Consider the following 20,375-nt stretch of genomic DNA (forward strand, 5'->3'; position numbering starts at 1 on the left):
GCCATGTCATCTAATAAATAAAAAATAATAATAATCTCTCACTTTTCCAATATTTTCAACAAATAATATCATAAATATGTTAAAATTCAGATAATTACATAGCACAAACGAGGAGGAGTTTTCCGATGAAAAGCCAAGGGTTCAAGCAGTTATTCACCATTCTTCTTATCTTCTTTCTAGTCGCCGCATTATGGCCAGCAGCGGCATTATCCGCACCACCAGTTAACGCGCCGACAGCAGGCGACTTCGAAATGCGCGCAGCCATCGTCGAACAAACCGATGTCCTGCAAGGCGAACCGCAGCTGCACCCGGACTTGAAAAGTTTGTCCGGCGACCAGCAAGTCGCCGTCATCGTCCATCTCTCGAAAAAGCCGGTTGGCCTGGAAATCGGGGCCAGCTCGCTGAAAGGTGAGAGCGTCACCGCTGCACAAACTGACAAAATCGAAGCAGCAATCGTCAACCAGCAAACATCCGCCAAAGTCGCAATGGCTGAAACCGGCATCGCCTATGAGGAAGGCTATTCCTACACCCAAGTCCTCAACGGCTTTTCCGCAAACGTGAAAGCAGCGGATCTCGCGAAACTCCTCGAAATCGAAGGAGTCGCATTCGTTGAGCCGGACGTCCAAATGCACGCAACGGCGTCAACCGAACAGGATCAGAAGTTCACAGCGGCTTTCTCGAAGAGCACATCGTTCCTCGGCGTCGATCGCTTGTGGGCGGAAGGCATTGAAGGGCAGGGCGTCAAAGTCGGCGTGCTTGATACCGGCATCGATCCCGACCACCCGGAATTTGCAGGCGTCTACAAAGGCGGCAAGAACTTCGTGCCGCATTCACCGTATTACAAAAAAGCCCGTGCCGAAGACGACCCTTCTGAAACGAAGCCGTCTGAGCGTGCAAGCGATTCGTCGGAAATAAATAATTGGGAACTGCCGTTTGCCACATCGCATGGCACGCACGTAGCAGGCACCATTGCAGCGCGTGGCGCCAACTCATTCGGCTTTAAAGGCATCGCGCCGAAAGTGGAGCTGTATGCCTACCGCGTCCTCGGCGCTTACGGAATGGGCTCGCAATCGTGGATCATCGCCGGCATCGAAGAAGCGGTGCGGCAGGACCTCGATATCATCAATTTGTCGCTTGCCAGCAACAGCAATTCAGAGGCGAGAGCCGAATCGTTCGCGCTCAATAACGCCATGTTCGCCGGCACGCTCGCCATCACCGCGGCTGGCAATGCCGGCCTATACCGGGGCAGCGTCACCAGCCCCGGCACCAGCCGCCTCGCTGTCACGGTCGGCAGCAGCACGATTCCGGAAGAGCGTTTCAGCGGAACCGTCAAGCTCAATGCCGGAAACTTTGAGCTCAATAAAAAACACAATCTCATGGCGTCAGAAACAGATGAAAACCCGGCGCAGCAATTAACGGGCACATTTGACGTCGTTGCCATTCCGAACGCCGGCGAAAAAATTGATTACAGCAAACTGAGCGTCAAAGGCAAAGTGGCACTCGTATCATCTGGTGCCATCGAATACCACGATAAAGTGAAATTCGCTAAAGAGGCGGGAGCGAAAGCGGTACTGATCCACAACATCCGCGACGGCGCACAAGCTCCGGAGCCGAGCGGCTTTTTCCTCGGCGATTCATTTGATTACATTCCAGCGTTCGATCTGTCGCAGACAGACGGCGAAAAGATCCGCCAGCAGCTGCTTGTCTCTAAAGGCACCGTCTCATTCAGCGGCATCACCATGACGAAAACGAAAGGCGATGCAATCGCCGAATACAGCGCAAGCGGGCCGTCGTCGCCGAACTTCGACATCAAGCCGGACATCATCGCACCGGGCACAAGCATCATGTCAGCGAAGCCGATGTACAAAGCGGACTTCCCGGCAGCCGATTACAGCGAAGCCTATATCCGCCAAACCGGCACATCGATGGCAACGCCGCATATCACCGGAGTCGCAGCGCTTATCCTGCAGGCCCATCCTAGCTGGAAACCGTTCGATGTGAAAGTCGCATTGTCCAATTCAGCGAAGATCCTCGACACCAACGCATACGATGTTTTTGCGCAAGGAGCGGGACGGGTGCAAGCGTACGATGCGGCGCGTCCGCAATTTCTCGCCTATTCCCATGACAAAGCGGTGTTGAATGGCACCGGCACAGTCGTCGACAACGTCAAAGGAACCATCACATTCGGCCATCAGCCGCTCAATAAAAGCAATATCTCCGTGACGAAAAAAGTCACCGTCAAAGACATCACCGGAAAAGGCGGCGCGTTAAAAGTCACCGTCGACACGAAAAAAAGCTTCGGCAACGCCAAAGTCACCGTCGACAAACCATCGTTCATATTGAACGGCGAACAAGAGCTGAACGTCACTCTGACAGCATCCAAACAGCAAGGCACCGTCAATGGCGATGAAATCCTCGGCTACGTGCACATCAAAGGCGCGAACTATGACGTATCGTTGCCATTCGCTGCGGACTTCAGCGCGATGCCACTCGCCGAAATCCAGAATTTCTCCATTACCGAAGACGACCTGTCATTCAATAACGACGGCATCAACGACTTTGCGGAAATCAATTTCAAACTGACTGGACCAGTCGGCAAAAACACAATCGAATTATACGACCTCATGAACCCAAGCAGCGGCGCATTCCAAAACGGCTTTATCGGCTATATCCACGCAAGCCCTACGCTTGCGGCCGGCACCTACAAAATGCCGCTGCTCGGCCTGTACCGGCCATGGAACGGCGAGCCCTTGAAAAAAATCCCGGACAGCCTCTACCAAATGCATTACATGTCCGAACCGCTCGGTGATGACTGGAACTACCTATACGATTACATCGTTCCCGTCATCGTCAAAACGACGAAGCCGAAAATCTCCGGCTCCGTCATCGCCGGCCAGGGAGTCGGCCGCGTCATCGACAAATATATCGACTACAACAAAAAGCTGATCGAATTCGAAGTCCCATACGACCTCAACTCGAAACTGCACGCCAGCTACCAACTCAACGGCGAAGGCGACGCCGTGCCGGTCACACTCGACCAAAACGGCGCATTCAACTTCCCATTGCCCGGCTTCACCGAAGGCACCGACAACATCACTCTAACCGTCACAGACGAAGCCGGCAACAAAGGTACAAGTGTATTGGAGTAAACGAAAGAGAAGAAGAGGGGCATCCGCAAATACGGATGCCCCTCTTATAATGTCTTCAAAAATCTGTCGATAGTTCTTTTCATTTCGCTTCATTCAACGATATCTCTTTTATATAGCATAATTTCTTTTACCGAAGAACACGAAAGATACACTTCCTGTAATTTCTTTAGGTTCTCCAGATATGAAGCAAAACTGCCGAGAAAACCTTACTGCTCCTGCAGTGCTATGCACTTCGTCGCAAAGACTTGCCCTCGCAGGCTTCGGGTAAGTCTTGCCTGCGGGAAAGTAAGACAGCCGAGACCCCACAGGGAATGATTGGGCAAAAGTAATTTGCCCAATCATTTGCGACGAAGCTAGCGAAGCGATGCAGGAGCACAAGGTTTTCAAAGCGAGCGAGGAGGCTTGGCGCTCACCCGCGGCAAGCGAGGCAGTTTTGCGGAATATCGCAAAACTTATCAAACTAAACAAAAATGTAATATATTTGTAATGCTAGCATCTATAATTACTTCACTACTCGAAGTATAATGAAATTGTTCAACTATCTGACAATAAGAGGAGATGGAAAAATGTCGATCCACAACAAAGCGGCGTTAGCTCTAGCAGCATTCATGCTGGCAGCAAGCGGAGTATCAGCGGCTGCACCGGCTGCAAAAGAAAGCAAAGCGGCACAAGCAAGCACCGAACGCCCTGCGTACAAAAAGGAAGTCTCGCTTCGCATTTTGGGCACGTCCGATCTACATACCAATTTCGTCAATTATGATTATTACCAAGATAAAGAGTCCAACTCACTCGGCCTCGCCAAAACTGGCGTCCTCATTGAGCAGGCACGCGCAGAAAACGCCAACACATTGCTATTCGATAACGGCGACTTGATCCAAGGCACGCCGCTCGGCAGCTACACCGCAAACGTCGACAAACTTGAAGACGGCGAAAAGCATCCCGCTTATGCTGCACTTGAAGCGCTCGACTTTGACGGCACGACACTCGGCAACCATGAATTCAATTACGGCCTCGATTACCTCGACGAAGTCATGGATGACGCCGAATTCCCGGTGCTGAATGCCAACGTCTATGACGCTGAGACGAATAAAAACCGCTTCACCCCGTACGAAATCATCGACAAAGAAGTCGTTGATGGACGCGGCAAGAAAACGACTGTCCAAGTCGGTGTCATCGGTGTCGTCGCTCCGCAAATCCTGAAATGGGACCGCGCGCATCTTGAAGGCAAAGTCTACGCTGAAGATGCTGTAAAAACCGTCGAGAAATTCCTGCCAGTCATGGAAGAAGAAGGCGCTGACATTATCGTCGCTTTGTCCCACTCGGGCATGGGCGACGCCACTTATGAAGTAGGCGAAGAAGACATCACGTACCAGCTATCCCAACTTGACGGCATCGATGCCATCATCACGGGACATAACCACGCCCAGTTCCCAGGCGCATACAGTGATTTGCCGAATGTTGACCAGGAACAAGGCACGATCAACGGTACACCAGTCGTTATGCCAGGGAAATTCGGCAGCCACCTGGGTGTCATCGACTTGAAACTGGCGCCGCATGGCCAGGACTGGAAAGTCGTTGAAGAAAAAGCCGCATTGCGCGCAATCGACAAAACGACCAATGAAGTCTCAGAAGAAGTCGTGGAAGCCGTGAAAGAAGCGCACGAAGCAACTATCGAATACGTCCGCCAGCCGGTAGCGGAAACAACAGCACCAATCAACAGTTACTTCTCATTGGTGAAAGACGATCCATCTGTCCAAATCGTCAACAATGCACAAACATGGTACGTCGAGCAAAAAGTAGCGGGCACCGCGAACGCCGACTTGCCGATCCTGTCAGCCGCGGCACCGTTCAAAGCAGGTACTCGTGGTGACAGCAGTTACTACACCGACATCAAAACCGGCACAGTCGCCATTAAAAACGTCGCTGACCTCTACGTCTTCGACAACACCGTCTTCGCGTTGAAAATGACCGGAGCCGATGTCAAAGAATGGCTCGAAATGTCTGCAGGCCAATTCAAGCAAATCAACCCAGCAGCAACAGGTGAACAGCCGTTGATCAACACCGATTTCCGCACATACAATTTTGACGTCATTGACGGCGTCGAATACGAAATCGACGTCACGCAGCCGGCGAAATACGATGGCAGCGGAAACACCGTCAACGCGGATACCAACCGCATCAAGAACCTGAGCTTCAACGGCGCACCGATCGACCCAACACAAGAATTCCTGGTCGCCACCAACAACTACCGTGCAAGCGGCAACTTCCCAGGCGTCCGTGACGCAGCCGAGAAAATCGACTACGCCTACGAAAACCGCCAAGCGATCATCGACTACCTATTGGAACAAAAAACGATCAACCCGTCCGCTGACGGCAACTGGTCATTCGCGCCAATCACATCCGGCCCGAACGCCACATTCGAATCATCGCCAACCGCCAAAGACCTGATCCCCGCTGACAGCGGCATCACTTATATTGGCGCAGGCACAGACGGCTTCGCTAAATACGGCATCGACTTAAAATAATAAACCCGTCTACACCCAAAAGGCATCTGCATAACTCGCAGATGCCTTTTGCTGTGGAGTATTATAGAAAATTTATAATTAGGTAAGTTTAGTAATGGTTTCTATTGTAATTATTCGACATAACATCTTCCGTCTTTATGTCCTGAAGCTGGCATAACTAACTATGGATATGAGCAGTAGAGTTTTGTGACTAAGAAATAACTTTGAATGAAGCGGAAGGTGGCGACTCCTGCGGGTTCAGCGCGAGCTGAAGACCCTGGACTGAGCAGAGCGAGGGAAGCGGCTGAAGCCGTGCCCGCGGAAAGCGTCCACCTGAAGCGAAATGAAAAGTATTATGGTATATCTACAAACTCAACAAAGGAATTTATACCAATCTACCCGCATACATGGTAATATAATTTATAATATTCAGAATATTAACCTACGATAGTCTCACTCAATCCACCGCTAGATCATGAGCAGGGAGGAGCCGCTATGTTTTGTGCCAGCTGCGGATACATGAATAGGGACGGAGCCAACTATTGCCGGCGCTGCGGCGATCCGCTGCACCGAAGCTCCGCCCGGAAGAAGAAGAGATTATGGCGGCCGCGTACCATGGCCGCATTATTAGGTACGCTTCTGCTCATTGCAGCCGCAATCGGCATCTGGCAATTCCTCCAGCAGCAACAAGAAAGCCTCGATGCGCTCGTCGAAGAAGTACGAGTAGGGGAAGGGCTCAACGAAAAAACCGAAATCATCAAGGCTGCGCAGGAAAAAGTCTACACCATCAAAACCGATTCCGCCTACGGCTCCGGCTTCCTCTATACCAATAGCGGCGCCGTCGTCACCAGCGCGCATCTCGTTGTCGGCTTTTACAAAGTGATCGTGCGAGACCATAGCGGAAACGAGGAAGTGGGAACAGTCATCGGTGTATCGGAAACGTCCGACATTGCGCTCATCCAAGTCGACGCGTTCGACGGCACCCAGCCACTAACTATAGAAGCCCAACCCGCAGAAGTCGGAGCGGAAGTCATCGCGCTCGGCAGCCCGTCCGGCTTCGAAAATACCGCCTCGACCGGATATTTGACCGGCCTTGACCGCGACTTCGACCAGGACTTTAAATACGAAGACCTTTACCAGATCGATGTCCAGATGGCGCTTGGCTCAAGCGGCGGTCCTCTCATCGATGCCGCGACCGGCAAAGTGATCGGCATCAACTCGCTGCTGCTCGTCGAAAGTGACGGCATGGGCTTCTCGATCCCGATGCACACCGTCGACAGCCAGCTCGCGGAATGGGCGACAAACCCGATGAGTGAGGAACAAGTGCAGGAAGTATTCGATGTCTACAGTGGGAGCAGCGAGGGGCACGGCTCCAGCAGTTGGATCGATGAAGCGATGCAACCTATCCATCCATAAAAATCCAGCGCAGGAAACCACCATACAACTACTTCAACGAAATAGTGAAAAGTCAGAACTTTTTATATTCATCAAAAAATAGCCATCAAACTCCCATCACTGTAAAATTTATCAAAGAAAAGTGAAATTTAGACTAGTTTAAATAGGTTCTATGGTCTATAATACAATATATGGAACGAATAAGTGGTACTTGATACCTAAATATATAGACGGGAAGCAGGGTGGAAAGACTATGCTTGAATTTGAAGACTACAAAGAAAAGTTGGAGCAGGAGTATAAGCGGGATTTGAAGGATATTCTATCAGCTTATTATTTGACGCGGGATTTGGGCCCGTCATCGACCGCAAAGGAACTGGGCGTTCCGCGGCAAGTCGTTCTGCATTACATCAACCAATTCGGCTTAAAAGAAGCCAAGCATCAGCAAATCCGCGAAAAAGCGAAATACTTGAACTAAAAAAAGAAATCCGTTCCGCATCGGCGGATCGGATTTCTTTTGGATTTTACGATTCCAAGTGGCTCTTCAAGGTTTGTTGGATTTCCGCAAGTTCCGCGTCGTTCATCATGTAATACCAGACGCCGTTGATCGTTTCGCCATAGCCGTCCTGGACGATCATCTGATCGACGGTGCCTGCGGCTTCACGGTAATTCTTCTGGACGTCTTTCATCTCGTCGAACGTCATATTCGTGCGGACGTTCGTGCCGAGTGCATTGAAAATGTCGTTGTAATTCATCAAGCTGTTGGCGGATGCGCCTTCGCGGATGACCGCCTGCAATACTTGCTTCTGACGGTCTTGGCGCCCGAAGTCGCCGCGTGCATCTTGTTTGCGCATGCGCACATACGATAACGCGTCGTCGCCGTTCAAATGGATGTTGCCGGTCGAGAAATTGTCAAACGCCGCCGCGTTTTCGACGTCTACGCCGCCCACTGCATCGACGATGTCTTTAAAGCCGTCCATATTGACTTGGACGACATAGTCGATCGGAATATCGAGCAAATTCTCAGTTGTCGCCATCGACATTTCGATGCCGCCGAATGCATAAGCATGGTTGATCTTATCCATCGTGCCGCGGCCAATGATTTCCGTGTACGTATCGCGGGGGATGGAGACCATCTTCGTCGACTGGTCTTTCGGGTTCACCGTCATGACTACCATCGTGTCCGAGCGGCCGCTGTCGCCTTCGCGCTCATCGACGCCAAGCAGCAATACCGAAAACGGATCCTGTTCCGTCAATGTCACTTGTTCTTCGCGTTTTTCCGATTTTTCGCGTGCAATCGGTTCGTGCATTTCATCGATTGCAGTCGAAAAACTGCTGTAAACCATAGCGACATAAATGCCGATTGCCAATAAAGGCAAGGCAATCAAGCCGACAATCCAGGGCCATTTTTTCTTCTTTGTCCGTTCTTTTGCTCTTCTCATGTTAATCCTCCATTAATTGGCGATGAAATACGTGTTCAGCTCGGATGCCCATGCTTCAGCGCCTCTTTGCGCCGGGCTGCCGTCTTCAGTCAAATAATCTTTTAATCCAATGTCAGTTGTTTCGGGCCAAGCGGTCCAATGATTAATATAACCATAGTTCTGGCGAAGCGCAAATTCCTCAAGGCCCTTCACTTGCGTTAAATAGAATTGAGCGCCGTAAATCGGCTGCGGTGGATGGAGCACTAGTGCCGCATCGGCAACTTCGGCACGAAGGCGTCCGGCAAATTCTTGGATATGTTCGTGTTCGCTTTCGATTTCCACGATGCCGTTATTATTCAGCGTAAAAGGTTCAAACACAACTACATCATAGCCAACGGTCAAATCCACCTCTTCTTGTAGAAAAGCGGCAGATGTACCGTCGAACGACATGCTGTCTGCTTCGACAAAGTCGGGATAGCATCTGCCAAATCGTTTAGGAACAACTCAGCGTAGCCGGGTTCGCCGGAATCCATCGATTGAGAGCCAACAACAAGCACTTGCAGTTTTTCTCCAGCTTTTGAGCGGTCCAGGAAAACGGTGCGTACGTTGCTGTCCATATTGGCTGCCAAAGCCGCAACATCTAATGAAGGGAGAGATTCTTCAATGGCAGCTTCTGTTGCGTTTTTTGCGTCTCAGCGTTGGCAGGTTGGGCATTTTGGCCTCCAGCCGCTTGGATCTTCTCTTTCCAAGTAGAATAGCTAAATAACAGTGCCGCAAGACAGATGATGGTAAAGAAGATGGCGCTAATTTTACGCATTTTCTGTTAAACTCCTTTCAATTTAGGCGTGAACTACCTTTAAATGTAGCATAAACAAGCCAAATAGCCTATAAATCTTTTTGGAATTCGAAGTTTAAAAATGGAAACTATATGCTATACTAACATAAGTTGTTTACTAGAACCCCAAAGGAGACACCCGTAAATATGGAAGAAACTATCAGTTTACAAGATTTATTTGCTACGTTGAAAAAGCGTCTTGGCCTCATTACTCTTATGGCAATTCTGGCAATCACCATCGCCGGTGTCATCTCGTTTCTTGTCTTGACGCCGATCTACGAAACATCAACGCAGATTCTCGTCAACCAGGAACAATCAGAAGCTTCACAAATGATCAACCAGAACATCCAAGCCGACTTGCAATTGATCAATACATACAGTGTCATCATCAAAAGTCCGGCCATCCTTGACCAAGTGTCAAGCGAACTCGGTCTGAACATGACCGCTGAACAGCTCAACAGCAAAATTACCGTCGCGACTGCAGAAAACTCTCAAGTCGTCAATGTCACAGTGCAAGACGAAAACCCTGCGCAGGCAGTGGAAATCGCCAACACGACAGCGGCTGTCTTTGAAAAAGAAATCAAAGGTTTGATGAACGTCGACAACGTTTCTGTCTTGTCGCCGGCCGTCTTGAAAAGCAACCCGTCGCCTGTCGCACCAAATCCAATCTTGAACATGGCCATTGCGGCTGTAGTGGGCTTGATGCTTGGCGTCGGCATCGCGTTCCTCTTGGAATACTTGGACACGACGATGAAAAACGATCAGGATATCGAAGACATATTGGGTATTCCGTTGCTTGGCGTCATTTCACCTATACAGGAAAAAGCGGATTTAAAAGAGGCGTCGGAAACAGCGTCCAGAAGAAGGGCGGGTTAAGAGATGGCTCGAAAACAGAAAACCTTGCAGCAGACAGCTCGAAAGCTGATCGCTTTCACAACGCCGCGCTCATTTGTAGCGGAGCAATTCCGTACATTGCGCACGAACATTACATTTTCCTCACCAGATGAAGACATCCGCACGATGGTTGTCACATCAGCTGCACCTTCCGAAGGCAAGTCAACAACATCCGCCAATCTGGCGGTAGTTTACGCCCAAGAAGGCAAAAAAGTTCTGCTGATTGACGGCGATATGCGTAAACCTACGACGCATTACACATTCCACATGGGCAATACGACAGGCCTTTCAAGCGTCTTGACACGCCAGACGACGATTGAAGAAGCAATCCGTGCAACATCGGTTGAGCGGCTCGATCTTCTGACATGCGGCCCGATTCCGCCAAACCCTGCTGAACTCTTGGCTTCCAAATCGATGGATGCACTAATTCGCCAACTGCGGGACATGTACGATTTGATCATTTTCGACGCACCGCCCGTATTGTCCGTAACGGACGGCCAGATATTGGCCAATAAATGCGACGGCACGATCCTGGTCGTCTCTTCAGGCAACACCGAAAAAGAAATGGCAGCAAAAGCGAAAGAAGCGATTTTGGCTTCCAATAGCCGGATTATCGGAGCGGTGCTGAACAACTTCGAACTTCCGAAAGACAGCCATTATTATCAGTATTACGGTTCTTCAGAGTAAAAAGGATCTCCCTTTTTACTCTTTCTTTTGTCCTAAACTGTACTTGGAGGCATCTACCTATGATTGATACACACGCACATATATTGCCGGGGCTCGACGACGGGCCGGAAACAATGGAACAGACTAAAAAAATGCTCGATGCTGCCGTTAAAGAACAAATCAGCGGCATCATCGCGACGCCGCACGGTCACCACCCGAATTTTAAGACAGACCTGAAAGCGTTGGCAGACAAACTGGAGATTGTGAAGAACTATATCACGGAAGCCCAGCTGCCGATCGAAATTTACAAAGGGCAGGAATGCCGCTTATCCGATAAACTGCCGGGCCGCCTGGATGCGGGTGAAGCCCTGACGCTCGCAGGCTCGCGCTACGTCTTGTTAGAGCTGCCTTCTTCCGGCATACCGGCTTATACGGTGCCAGTCATCCAGCAATTGATCGGTCGCAATTATGTGCCAATCATCGCGCACGCAGAGCGCAACCAAGGCATCATCGAAAAGCCGGATCGGCTGCGCAAATTATTGCTGCACGGCGCTATGGCGCAGGTGACGGCAGGATCTGTCGCCGGCAGCTTCGGCAAAGCCATCCAAAAAACAGCATTTACGCTCATTGAAGCGAATTTGATTCACGTTTATGGCTCAGACATCCACAGCCTCGACAAGCGGCCATTCCACTTCAATGCCGGGTTGGATACACTGGAGAAAAAGAAAATGCATGAGTTTGTCGATATCTTTCTCGAAAACAATGAACGCATCATTCTGAACGAAAACTTATACGTGTTAGAGCCGCAGGACATTGTAAAGGCCAAATGGTGGAATATTTTTTAATAAATAAACATTAATTCCATTTAAAAATAAAATAACCTATCATTTCCATAAAATAGTATGTTAGAATTAGTACGGAAATCAGATATATACTTCCAAAAGTATATGGAATGAAAGGATTGACCCACTTGTCACTGCAAAAACGAACACTGGTACTAGTACTTATTGACTCCTTAATTGTATTTTTCTCAATTTTCATCGGCTACTTCCTTCTAAATCCTTGGGTTAATCCTTTCGAAAGCTCGTACCTCATTCTGAGCGCCATCGCTATTTTCGTCGCACACCATGCATTTGCCATGATTTTTGGTCTGTACCGCAAAGTATGGGAATATGCATCGATTCGCGAGCTGAAATCAATATTCCAAGCCGTCACTTTGTCGATTGTGGTATTAGCGTTGATCCAGCAACTATTCCTCGGTGATATCCTGTTCCGTGCATTGGTTATTACTTGGATGCTGCATTTGCTGCTAATCGGCGGTTCACGTTTGTCATGGCGCATCGGCCGCAACTTTATCGTTGGACCGAAGCAGCCGAATGCGAAACGCACATTAATCGTCGGTGCCGGTCAAGCCGGTTCGCTCGTCGCAAGACAATTGGTCGCGAATTATGGCCAAGGCTTGCAACCCATCGCATTTGTCGATGACGATAGCAAAAAGCACGGTCTGGAAATCCACGGCGTACGAGTCATTGGTGGCACGTCAGAAATCGAAGACATCGTAAAAGACAATAAAATCGACCACATTATCTTCGCTATGCCGTCACTTGGCAAAGGCGAAGCAACCGAAATCATCAAAAGGTGCCTAGATTCAGGTGTACATACGCAAAAAATGCCCGTCATCGAAGAAATCATGACCGGCAAAGTGTCCATAAACGAAATCCAAGACGTCAAAATCGAAGACTTGCTTGGGCGCGAAGAAGTACAGCTCGACATGGAAACGATCAAAGGCCAGCTGACAGGGAAGACGGTCCTCGTGACAGGTGCCGGCGGTTCGATCGGTTCTGAAATCTCGCGCCAAATCGCCCGATTCGGTCCGAAAAAGCTCTTACTGCTCGGCCATGGCGAAAACTCGATTTACACAATCGACATGGAGCTGCGGCAAACGATTGCTCAAGACACCGAACTCATCCCCGTCATCGCTGATGTCCAGGACTATGAACGCCTCATGGACATCATGACGCTGCACCGACCGGACGTCGTCTACCACGCCGCTGCACATAAACACGTTCCTTTAATGGAAGGAAACCCAACAGAAGCCGTAAAGAATAACATTTATGGCACAAAAAATATCGCCAACGCCGCTCACATTGCAGGCGTCGACTCGTTTGTCATGATCTCCACCGACAAAGCCGTCAACCCACCGAACGTCATGGGCGCATCGAAGCGTTTTGCCGAAATGATCGTCCAAAACTTGGCCAAGCGCAGCGACACGAAATTCGTTGCCGTCCGATTCGGTAACGTACTCGGCTCGCGCGGGTCGGTAATCCCGTTGTTTAAGAAACAAATTGCCAGTGGGGGACCCATCACGGTCACTGATCCGGAAATGACACGATATTTCATGACCATCCCGGAAGCGTCACGTCTAGTAATTCAGGCAGGGTCTCTTGCTAGAGGTGGCGAAGTGTTCGTACTCGATATGGGCGAACCAGTGAAAATCGTCGATTTGGCGAAAAACCTCATCCGTTTGTCCGGTTACACCGAAGAAGAAATCAAAATCAATTACGCAGGCATTCGTCCTGGTGAAAAGCTGTTTGAAGAGCTTTTGAATGAAGATGAAATCCAAAGCAAGCAAGTTTTTCCGAAGATCTATATTGGGAAAGCAAATCCAATCAGTGAGTTAGAGCTATTTTATACATTGGAGAAGTTGTCTGAAATGGAAAATGAAGAAATTAAGAAGGTTTTGGTTGCATTGGCTAATCGGAAAAATGTAGAAGCTTCAAAATTACTTGTAAGCAATTCATAAAGTTATATAAAAGAAACAGAAATTCAGAAAGGGGAACACATCATGTTCTCAGTATTCAAACGCATCATTGATTTCTCGTTGGCGCTTACAATATTAATTGTTTTAGGAATCGTGCTGTTAATCTTGTCGTTCTTAATAAAGATGGAGTCCCCAGGTCCAATATTTTTCAAGCAGCGCCGGATAGGTAAAGGTAAAAAAGAATTCAATATTCTAAAATTCAGAACGATGAAAACAGACGCACCGAGTGATATGCCGACCCACTTACTTGAAAAACCGGATTCATACATAACAAAAATCGGCAAATTCCTACGTAAAACTAGTTTAGATGAACTTCCACAAGTGTTTAATATTTTAAAAGGTGAAATGAGTATGATTGGTCCGCGGCCTGCGCTTTGGAATCAAAATGACCTGATTGCGGAACGTGATAAGTATAAGGCGAATGATGTGCTGCCTGGATTGACTGGTTTGGCACAGATTAGTGGGCGTGATGAATTGCCAATTGAGGTGAAGGCTAAGATTGATGGGGAGTATGTTAAGAATAAAAGTCCGCTGCTAGACTTTAAAATATTCTATATGACTGTTTTTAGTGTTTTACGGAGTGATGGTGTTAAGGAAGGTAAAAGAGGATAAGAATTTAAAAGAAAGCATTCCTAAAAATAGATCCTATAGAAGTTTTAGATAGTTAAATTAAATAATCATTTGTTAAGTGGGTAGAATATGAAGAAAACAATTATTGCCGTTGTATTATTATCAGTGGTAGGAAAATCATTTGGTTTAATTCGTGACATGTTAATTACTAACTATTTTGGATTTAACGAAGTTACAGATGCTTTATATATATCAATATCTGTTGTTTTATTGTTATTTTCTGTTTTTAATACAGTTATTCGAACAACTTTTAGTCCAATGTTTTCTTCAAAAAGTATCGAAAATCAAAAGAAGTCTTTTAGTGAATTAAATTCTGTTGGGAATTTTATTATTATATTATTACTAATTGTCTCGCTATTAACATACATTTTTCCACAGTTTTTTCTTTTTATTGTTAGTCCAGGCGTATCGGAGCTCACAAGCTCATATGCGATCAAATTTATTAAATTATTAAGTTTCGTTATTTTATTTTATGGATTTGTAAGTATATTAAATGGTTATTTACAAGCAGTAAAAGTTTATAAAACTTCTGAAATAGCAGGATTGATTAACAACTTAACTATAATAATAATTTTTTTGATATTATTTGCTCATTACAGCTATATATCTATTATTTATGCATATATCACAGGGGCAGTTTTACAATTTCTTTTTGTATATATTATTTTTACAAAAAATACCAATGATTCTAAATGGAATTTTCTTTTCTTTGATCTTAAACCTATTAAAGAGTTTTCCCTATTATCACGTTATTTACTGTTAAGTGCATTTGTCTCTCAATTAACAGTGCTATCAGACAAATTTATAGCTTCTTTTTTAAATACTGGAGCCATCACTGCCTTACAGTATGCAAATACTATTAAAAATTTACCAATTACCTTAGTCGTAATGGTAGTAACTAATGTCTTATTTACTAATCTTTCAATAAATCAGCAAAAATCTCAACAATTATATGAAAAAATATTTTTAATCAAATAAATATATTGTTGGCTTTTATTACACCCTTCATAATTTTGTTTTTTTATTTTAGTCCTCAAATTGTAAAACTTTTGTTTTATAGAGGAGAATTTACTTTAAATGGAGTAAATATGACAGCAAATTCTTTGATTGCGTATAGTTTTGGATTATTCTTTTTTGTTATTAAAGAAGTATTAAATAAAGCAGCTTTAGCTGCTAAAAAAACAAAAATTACTTTTAAAATCGCTATTATATCTCTTTTTATAAATTTAATATTTAATATAGTTTTCAGTAAATATTATGGTTATGTTGGCATTGCAGCATCTACGAGTTTAAGTATATTAATAAATACAATTATACTTTTGTATATCTTGGATAAACAAAAAGTTTTATCGAATATTAAAGATTTAATATTTGTTTCACTAATGTATTTTTTTCATTAGTAAGCGGGTTGTTAATATTTAAATTTGTGCAATTTGATTTACCAAATCTAGTTCTTGAGATATCATTCAACTTTTTATTGATATGCTGCTACCAGCTATTTTGCTTTATTTTTATAAAAAGGAGTATTGTAAATGTACAAAAAAATAAAAGCCAAAAGTTTTAAAAAAAGTAAATAAAAAAAAATATAGAGATTATATTTACAATTACAACGTTAACTATTTAAAAAGCTTAGGTGTAAAAATAGGCAATGATTGCCGAATTGAAAGTTTGAATTTTGGTTCGGAACCTTATTTAATTACAATAGGAGATCATGTTACTGTAGGAGCAAACGTACAATTTGTCTCTCATGATGGTGGAGTTTGGATTTTTAGAGAAGAATACCCAAATATTGACGTATTAGCACCCATAAAGATTGGAAATAATGTTTTCTTAGGAATAAATTCAATTATTATGCCTGGAGTTACAGTTGGCGATAATTGTATTATTGCAGCAGGGTCAATAGTGACGAAAAATGTTCAAAGCAATACAATTGTTGGCGGATCTCCAGCAAAATTCCTAAAAACAGTAGAGGAATATAAGGAAAAGGTTTTAGAGAATTCCGTCAATACCAAAGGTCTATCATATCAAGATAAAAAAAGTTTATTAGAAGGAATTTTTTATGGTTAATCTAAAGAACAAAGAAATGTTTGAAAAAAATTATTTTATTTTGCTTTATTTTTCTCTCTTAGTTTTAAGTATTATTAATTTATTGGATTTACAGTATGACTATACAATTTTCTTAATTTTTTTTCTAACTGTAATATTTTTAAGTTTAAAATTTCATAAAAACTATCTCTTAATACTTTTTGGTATATTAATTATGCTTGAAATTGGGGGATTTAATAGATTTTTAATCAGTAATTACGGAATTAAATATTTTTCTTTCGCTATACAAATACTCATTTTGGCAGTAATAATATATCGTCAAAAGGAAATTTATATCTCCAAAAAACGATCTCATTAATAATTGCTTTTAACGTTTTTATATTTGTATATTTGATTTTTGGTTCATTGAATAGTAACACATATTCTTTAATGAATTTTATAAGAGTTTTTATCTCGAATTCAATAATTTTATACATCACAATAGTAATTTTAGTATTAAATAGTAATAAAAATATCGGTTTATTTCTCCAAATAATAACTCTTTTTATATCTTCTTTAGTAATATTTGACTGGATTAATTTAAGTAGACAATACAATTTAGATGAATATTTTGTAAGGGGAAGTGGTTTATTTGGTAACGCTAATATTGCGGGAGCTACTATATTAATATTCTCTCTATTTATATTTTATAGATTCTTAAGTCATTTTTTGTTAAGCGATGCTCTAATAATTTTGTATTCTTTTTTCTCTTTAATTCTTACTCAGTCAAGATCTAGTTTAATAATTTTTATTTTGTTAATTATAGCAATGACTGCTTTTTTTGAAAAATATTCTTTAAAAAAGAGCTTCAAAATCTTAATTTTTATTAGCTTAGTTCTTGGTATATTTTTCATTGTTACTAACTTGTATCCAAGCTTCTTAATCAAATTAAATGTTTCGAGTGAAAACTTTGATAGTTCTAGAATTGAGGCTTTGAACGTAGGTCTAAGTACAATTGATGATTCTCTATTTGGTAAAGGAATTGGACAATCTGCCGAAACAACATTAAATTTATCCTCACATAATTTTTATGTACATGCGTTATCAGAAACAGGAGTATTTATCATACCCTTTGCTATACTATTTTTATTTATTGTATTTTATAGCATAAACAAAGCAGGGAAGACTAACAATATTCCAAATTATTACTTATTACTATTGCTATTAATTAGTATATTTACACATAGTATATTAGCAAATTCTATTTACTATTTTTTATTAGGAATAATTTTTGTTTATGCAAGAAAGGACATGAAATTCAATGATTAAATATTATCAGAAGTATTTACTAAAAAAAGCAATAAAAGAAGGATTACAGGTCGGTGAAAGAACAAGAATTTTAGGTATGCCGAATTTTGGTAGTGAACCATATTTAATAAGGATTGGAAGACACTGCACTATTACTAGTGGAGTGAAATTTATAACCCATGACGGTGCAACCTGGCTTTTTCGAGATGAAGTAGAATTCAAAGAAGTTAAAAGATATGGATCAATAAAAATTGAGGATAATTGTTTTATTGGAGTAAATTCAATTTTAATGCCAAATATAACGATTGGAGAAAATTCTGTAGTAGCTGCAGGTTCTTTAGTAAATAAAGATATACCTCCTAATTCGGTATACGGGGGAGTGCCTGCAAAATTCCTAATGAATTTAGAACAGTATAAAAAAACTACAAAGCAAAAGAGTATTCCAAATATACCAAACGGCGAAAAAAAGAAGGCAGCATTAATAGAATATTTTTGGGGAGAATAAAATGAATATTTTAATGATTATTAATAGTTTTTTTCCTTTGGTAGGGGGAGCTGAAAGACAAGCACAAAGAATAAGTGAAACTCTTATCGAAAAAGGTCATTCAGTTACTGTCTTAACTAGACATCACAAAGGTTTAAAAGACAATGAAAATATAAATGGAATAAATATTATTAGATTAAAAGTGGGTAACGTAAACAAAGTGAAGCCAATAATATTTTTGATAAAATGTCTTAAATATGTAAAGAAGAATCAGGAAATGATTGATATTGTTCATGGTCATTCTTTAAACGCTCCTGGACTAATTGTAGCTTTAATTAAAAAGTATTTTAAGATTCCTGTAATTGTAAAAATTGCTGGGGGGGGTGATAAATCTGGATGTGAAATTATTAAGATGAACAACGCTGGGCTGAAAGGTAAACTTAAAGTTAAACTTATGTTAAAGCATATAGATAAATTCCTAGCAATTAGCAAGACTATTGAAAAAGATCTTATAAAGGTAGGGGCGGACAAGAGAAAGATACATTATCTACCGAATGGAATTGATTTAAAATTATTTAAAAATTCAGTTTCGAATACGCAGAATAACTTTCTTTATTTAGGAAGATTAGAAAATGTGAAGGGCATAGATATTCTTATAAATGCTTGGACAGCCCTAATTAAAGAAAATAAAAATTTTCCTCATAAGTTATTTATAGCAGGTAGTGGATCACTTGAAAATATTATACCTCAGAACTCGACTATAGAATATTTAGGGAATGTGGAAGATGTTAAAAGTCTTATTATGAAAAACAAGTTTTTTCTACTGCCTTCAAGATATGAGGGTATTTCCAATGCCTTATTAGAAGCGATGGCATTAGAAAGAATAATTATCGCTAGTAACGTAGGTGGTAATCCGGATTTAATAGAAAATAATGTAAGTGGCTATTTATTTGAAAGTGAAAATGAACTCGAACTAAAAAAAATTATTAAAGAGGTTTCTTTGTTGAAAAATGTAAATGATATGGGGGGCAATGCCAGAAATTTCTTAGATGAAAATTATGATTTAAATAAAAACGTTAATAAAATTATTGACTTATATAAATCTTTAATAAAATAATTTTAAAAATATATTTAAAAAAGAAGGTGATTATATTAAAGTAGTTCATTTAATTCCAAGCTTAAGTAGCGGTGGAGCAGAAGCAATGTTAACTAAGTTGGTGAAAAATAACTTAAGTCGAGATGTAGAAATGATCATTATAACTTTTTTATATTCCACTTATTTTAATAAAGAAATTGAAGATGCTGGTATAAAAATTCACACTTTAAATATAAATAAGGGTATGTTAGGTCCTTTAAAATTGTTTAAAATTTTTCGAATTATAATTGATGAAAAGCCGGTAATAATTCAGACTTGGATGTATCATGCTGATTTTTTAGGAGTAATTCTAAAATTATTATTTCCGAGTATTAAAGTAATTTGGAATATTAGGCATAGCAACCTAGTCAAAGGGATTGATAAGAAAACTACAATAATATTAGCTAATATTCTTGGTAAACTGAGCTTCATTCCGGACAAAATAATTTGTGGATCTAATGCTGCTTATTCGTCTCATCGAGAAATAGGATATAGAAGAAACAAATTAATAGTTATTCCTAATGGATTTGATACTAATTTATTTGCTCCTTCTAAAAAAGTGAAAAAATCTGTAGTAAATGAATTGTCGATACCGGAAGGCAATTTAATAATTGGCCATATTGGAAGAGAAAATAAAATTAAAAATCAAGATTCTATAATTGATGCTTTTTCAAAAATTAGTGAACAAAATAAAAATTTGAACTTAATATTAATTGGTAAGGGATTGAAAAATAAATATAAAAATCACCCACTCATTACTGAAAATATTATTATTTTAGATGAAGTGAATGGAGTTGAAAGGTATTTAAAATCATTTGACTTATTTATATTATCTTCATTTAGCGAAGGTTTTCCAAATGTTTTGGGAGAAGCAATGGCAAGTGAAGTGCCTTGCATATCTACGAACGTTGGTGATAGTTCGATTATAATTGGGAAAAAAGAATTGTTAATACGAGATTTTTCAGCATATGCAATATATGAAAAGATAGATTATTGGCTTAGTTTAAATGAAATTCAAAAAGAAAAATTAAAGAAATATTCAAGAACTAGAATACTCGATTTTTTTCTATAGAGAAAATTGTTATGTCATATTTAGAAGTATACAAATCGT

20 protein-coding genes and 1 pseudogene are annotated in these 20,375 nt (G+C 42.2%); 17 read left to right on the forward strand and 4 right to left on the reverse strand.

Annotated elements, in window-relative coordinates:
* Positions 1-125 precede the first annotated feature (125 nt).
* The 5 genes and pseudogenes from EGV91_RS05940 to EGV91_RS05960 all read left to right on the forward strand — a co-directional run bounded on the left by EGV91_RS05940 (position 126) and on the right by EGV91_RS05960 (position 7,523).
* Positions 126-3,149: a S8 family serine peptidase gene (locus EGV91_RS05940; protein ID WP_135501635.1), complete on the forward strand. Its 3,024-nt coding sequence runs from the start codon at positions 126-128 to the stop codon at positions 3,147-3,149.
* A gap of 566 nt (positions 3,150-3,715) precedes the next feature.
* Complete coding sequence (locus EGV91_RS05945; RefSeq protein WP_175580271.1) at positions 3,716-5,674, forward strand: bifunctional 2',3'-cyclic-nucleotide 2'-phosphodiesterase/3'-nucleotidase; 1,959 nt, start codon at positions 3,716-3,718, stop codon at positions 5,672-5,674.
* Between the two features lie 474 nt (positions 5,675-6,148).
* Positions 6,149-6,214, forward strand: a pseudogene (locus tag EGV91_RS17530) (zinc-ribbon domain-containing protein); the annotation flags it as partial.
* 54 nt (positions 6,215-6,268) lie between these two features.
* Positions 6,269-7,069, forward strand: coding sequence for a S1C family serine protease (locus tag EGV91_RS05955; RefSeq protein WP_158290572.1), 801 nt, complete (start codon positions 6,269-6,271; stop codon positions 7,067-7,069).
* 232 nt (positions 7,070-7,301) lie between these two features.
* Complete coding sequence (locus tag EGV91_RS05960) at positions 7,302-7,523, forward strand: hypothetical protein (RefSeq protein ID WP_135501641.1); 222 nt, start codon at positions 7,302-7,304, stop codon at positions 7,521-7,523.
* A gap of 46 nt (positions 7,524-7,569) precedes the next feature.
* Here EGV91_RS05960 and EGV91_RS05965 read toward each other — a convergent pair whose 3' ends face one another.
* Genes EGV91_RS05965 through EGV91_RS17105 form a run of 4 tightly spaced genes read right to left on the reverse strand, consistent with a single transcriptional unit; the run spans position 7,570 to position 9,283 of the window.
* Complete coding sequence (locus tag EGV91_RS05965) at positions 7,570-8,487, reverse strand: LCP family glycopolymer transferase (protein WP_135501643.1); 918 nt, start codon at positions 8,485-8,487, stop codon at positions 7,570-7,572.
* A gap of 12 nt (positions 8,488-8,499) precedes the next feature.
* A complete protein-coding gene (locus EGV91_RS05970) occupies positions 8,500-8,916 on the reverse strand; it encodes a hypothetical protein (protein WP_158290573.1) in 417 nt (138 codons plus the stop codon).
* Entirely contained in the window at positions 8,865-9,083 is a 219-nt protein-coding gene (locus tag EGV91_RS05975; protein WP_158290574.1) for a hypothetical protein, read from the reverse strand. Before EGV91_RS05975 ends, EGV91_RS05970 begins: the two co-directional genes overlap by 52 nt.
* A gap of 23 nt (positions 9,084-9,106) precedes the next feature.
* Positions 9,107-9,283 (reverse strand): hypothetical protein, encoded by a 177-nt coding sequence (locus tag EGV91_RS17105; protein WP_158290575.1) that lies wholly within the window; start codon positions 9,281-9,283, stop codon positions 9,107-9,109.
* Between the two features lie 165 nt (positions 9,284-9,448).
* Here EGV91_RS17105 and EGV91_RS05980 point away from each other — a divergent pair, with 165 nt between their 5' ends.
* The 12 genes from EGV91_RS05980 to EGV91_RS06035 all read left to right on the forward strand — a co-directional run bounded on the left by EGV91_RS05980 (position 9,449) and on the right by EGV91_RS06035 (position 20,336).
* Entirely contained in the window at positions 9,449-10,177 is a 729-nt protein-coding gene (locus EGV91_RS05980; RefSeq protein ID WP_135501649.1) for a YveK family protein, read from the forward strand.
* 3 nt (positions 10,178-10,180) lie between these two features.
* The gene (locus EGV91_RS05985) at positions 10,181-10,882 is read left to right on the forward strand and encodes a CpsD/CapB family tyrosine-protein kinase (RefSeq protein ID WP_135501651.1); all 702 of its coding nucleotides are present in this window, start codon (positions 10,181-10,183) and stop codon (positions 10,880-10,882) included.
* Between the two features lie 59 nt (positions 10,883-10,941).
* Positions 10,942-11,706 (forward strand): tyrosine-protein phosphatase, encoded by a 765-nt coding sequence (locus EGV91_RS05990; protein ID WP_135501653.1) that lies wholly within the window; start codon positions 10,942-10,944, stop codon positions 11,704-11,706.
* A gap of 125 nt (positions 11,707-11,831) precedes the next feature.
* Entirely contained in the window at positions 11,832-13,664 is a 1,833-nt protein-coding gene (locus tag EGV91_RS05995) for a polysaccharide biosynthesis protein (RefSeq protein ID WP_135501655.1), read from the forward strand.
* Between the two features lie 42 nt (positions 13,665-13,706).
* Positions 13,707-14,294 carry a sugar transferase gene (locus EGV91_RS06000; RefSeq protein WP_135501657.1) on the forward strand — a complete coding sequence of 196 codons (588 nt, stop codon included), beginning with the start codon at positions 13,707-13,709 and terminating at the stop codon, positions 14,292-14,294.
* An 87-nt stretch (positions 14,295-14,381) separates the two neighbouring features.
* Entirely contained in the window at positions 14,382-15,290 is a 909-nt protein-coding gene (locus EGV91_RS17460; protein WP_135501659.1) for a lipid II flippase MurJ, read from the forward strand.
* A gap of 8 nt (positions 15,291-15,298) precedes the next feature.
* Positions 15,299-15,712, forward strand: a complete 414-nt coding sequence (locus tag EGV91_RS17465) for a lipid II flippase MurJ (RefSeq protein WP_158290576.1) — start codon at positions 15,299-15,301, stop codon at positions 15,710-15,712.
* A gap of 268 nt (positions 15,713-15,980) precedes the next feature.
* On the forward strand, positions 15,981-16,379 hold the full coding sequence (locus EGV91_RS06015) for an acyltransferase (RefSeq protein ID WP_241666118.1): 399 nt from the start codon (positions 15,981-15,983) through the stop codon (positions 16,377-16,379).
* A 384-nt stretch (positions 16,380-16,763) separates the two neighbouring features.
* Positions 16,764-17,666 (forward strand): O-antigen ligase family protein, encoded by a 903-nt coding sequence (locus tag EGV91_RS06020; RefSeq protein ID WP_135501665.1) that lies wholly within the window; start codon positions 16,764-16,766, stop codon positions 17,664-17,666.
* Positions 17,659-18,150 (forward strand): acyltransferase, encoded by a 492-nt coding sequence (locus tag EGV91_RS06025; protein ID WP_135501667.1) that lies wholly within the window; start codon positions 17,659-17,661, stop codon positions 18,148-18,150. Before EGV91_RS06020 ends, EGV91_RS06025 begins: the two co-directional genes overlap by 8 nt.
* A gap of 1 nt (position 18,151) precedes the next feature.
* Complete coding sequence (locus EGV91_RS06030; protein ID WP_135501670.1) at positions 18,152-19,246, forward strand: glycosyltransferase family 4 protein; 1,095 nt, start codon at positions 18,152-18,154, stop codon at positions 19,244-19,246.
* 52 nt (positions 19,247-19,298) lie between these two features.
* Positions 19,299-20,336, forward strand: coding sequence for a glycosyltransferase (locus EGV91_RS06035; protein WP_277751537.1), 1,038 nt, complete (start codon positions 19,299-19,301; stop codon positions 20,334-20,336).
* Positions 20,337-20,375 lie beyond the last annotated feature (39 nt).

The organism is Planococcus koreensis, from assembly GCF_004761975.1.
In the GTDB taxonomy this organism is placed as follows: domain Bacteria; phylum Bacillota; class Bacilli; order Bacillales_A; family Planococcaceae; genus Planococcus; species Planococcus koreensis.

What these genes read in the sequence shown, in the direction of transcription:
- EGV91_RS05940 (WP_135501635.1), top strand. Translation starts at nt 126, where the DNA reads ATGAAAAGCCAAGGGTTCAAGCAGTTATTCACCATTCTTCTTATCTTC.
- EGV91_RS05945 (WP_175580271.1), top strand. Translation starts at nt 3,716, where the DNA reads ATGTCGATCCACAACAAAGCGGCGTTAGCTCTAGCAGCATTCATGCTG.
- EGV91_RS05955 (WP_158290572.1), top strand. Translation starts at nt 6,269, where the DNA reads ATGGCCGCATTATTAGGTACGCTTCTGCTCATTGCAGCCGCAATCGGC.
- EGV91_RS05960 (WP_135501641.1), top strand. Translation starts at nt 7,302, where the DNA reads ATGCTTGAATTTGAAGACTACAAAGAAAAGTTGGAGCAGGAGTATAAG.
- EGV91_RS05965 (WP_135501643.1), bottom strand. Translation starts at nt 8,487, where the DNA reads ATGAGAAGAGCAAAAGAACGGACAAAGAAGAAAAAATGGCCCTGGATT.
- EGV91_RS05970 (WP_158290573.1), bottom strand. Translation starts at nt 8,916, where the DNA reads ATGTCGTTCGACGGTACATCTGCCGCTTTTCTACAAGAAGAGGTGGAT.
- EGV91_RS05975 (WP_158290574.1), bottom strand. Translation starts at nt 9,083, where the DNA reads ATGGACAGCAACGTACGCACCGTTTTCCTGGACCGCTCAAAAGCTGGA.
- EGV91_RS17105 (WP_158290575.1), bottom strand. Translation starts at nt 9,283, where the DNA reads ATGCGTAAAATTAGCGCCATCTTCTTTACCATCATCTGTCTTGCGGCA.
- EGV91_RS05980 (WP_135501649.1), top strand. Translation starts at nt 9,449, where the DNA reads ATGGAAGAAACTATCAGTTTACAAGATTTATTTGCTACGTTGAAAAAG.
- EGV91_RS05985 (WP_135501651.1), top strand. Translation starts at nt 10,181, where the DNA reads ATGGCTCGAAAACAGAAAACCTTGCAGCAGACAGCTCGAAAGCTGATC.
- EGV91_RS05990 (WP_135501653.1), top strand. Translation starts at nt 10,942, where the DNA reads ATGATTGATACACACGCACATATATTGCCGGGGCTCGACGACGGGCCG.
- EGV91_RS06000 (WP_135501657.1), top strand. Translation starts at nt 13,707, where the DNA reads ATGTTCTCAGTATTCAAACGCATCATTGATTTCTCGTTGGCGCTTACA.
- EGV91_RS17460 (WP_135501659.1), top strand. Translation starts at nt 14,382, where the DNA reads ATGAAGAAAACAATTATTGCCGTTGTATTATTATCAGTGGTAGGAAAA.
- EGV91_RS06025 (WP_135501667.1), top strand. Translation starts at nt 17,659, where the DNA reads ATGATTAAATATTATCAGAAGTATTTACTAAAAAAAGCAATAAAAGAA.
- EGV91_RS06030 (WP_135501670.1), top strand. Translation starts at nt 18,152, where the DNA reads ATGAATATTTTAATGATTATTAATAGTTTTTTTCCTTTGGTAGGGGGA.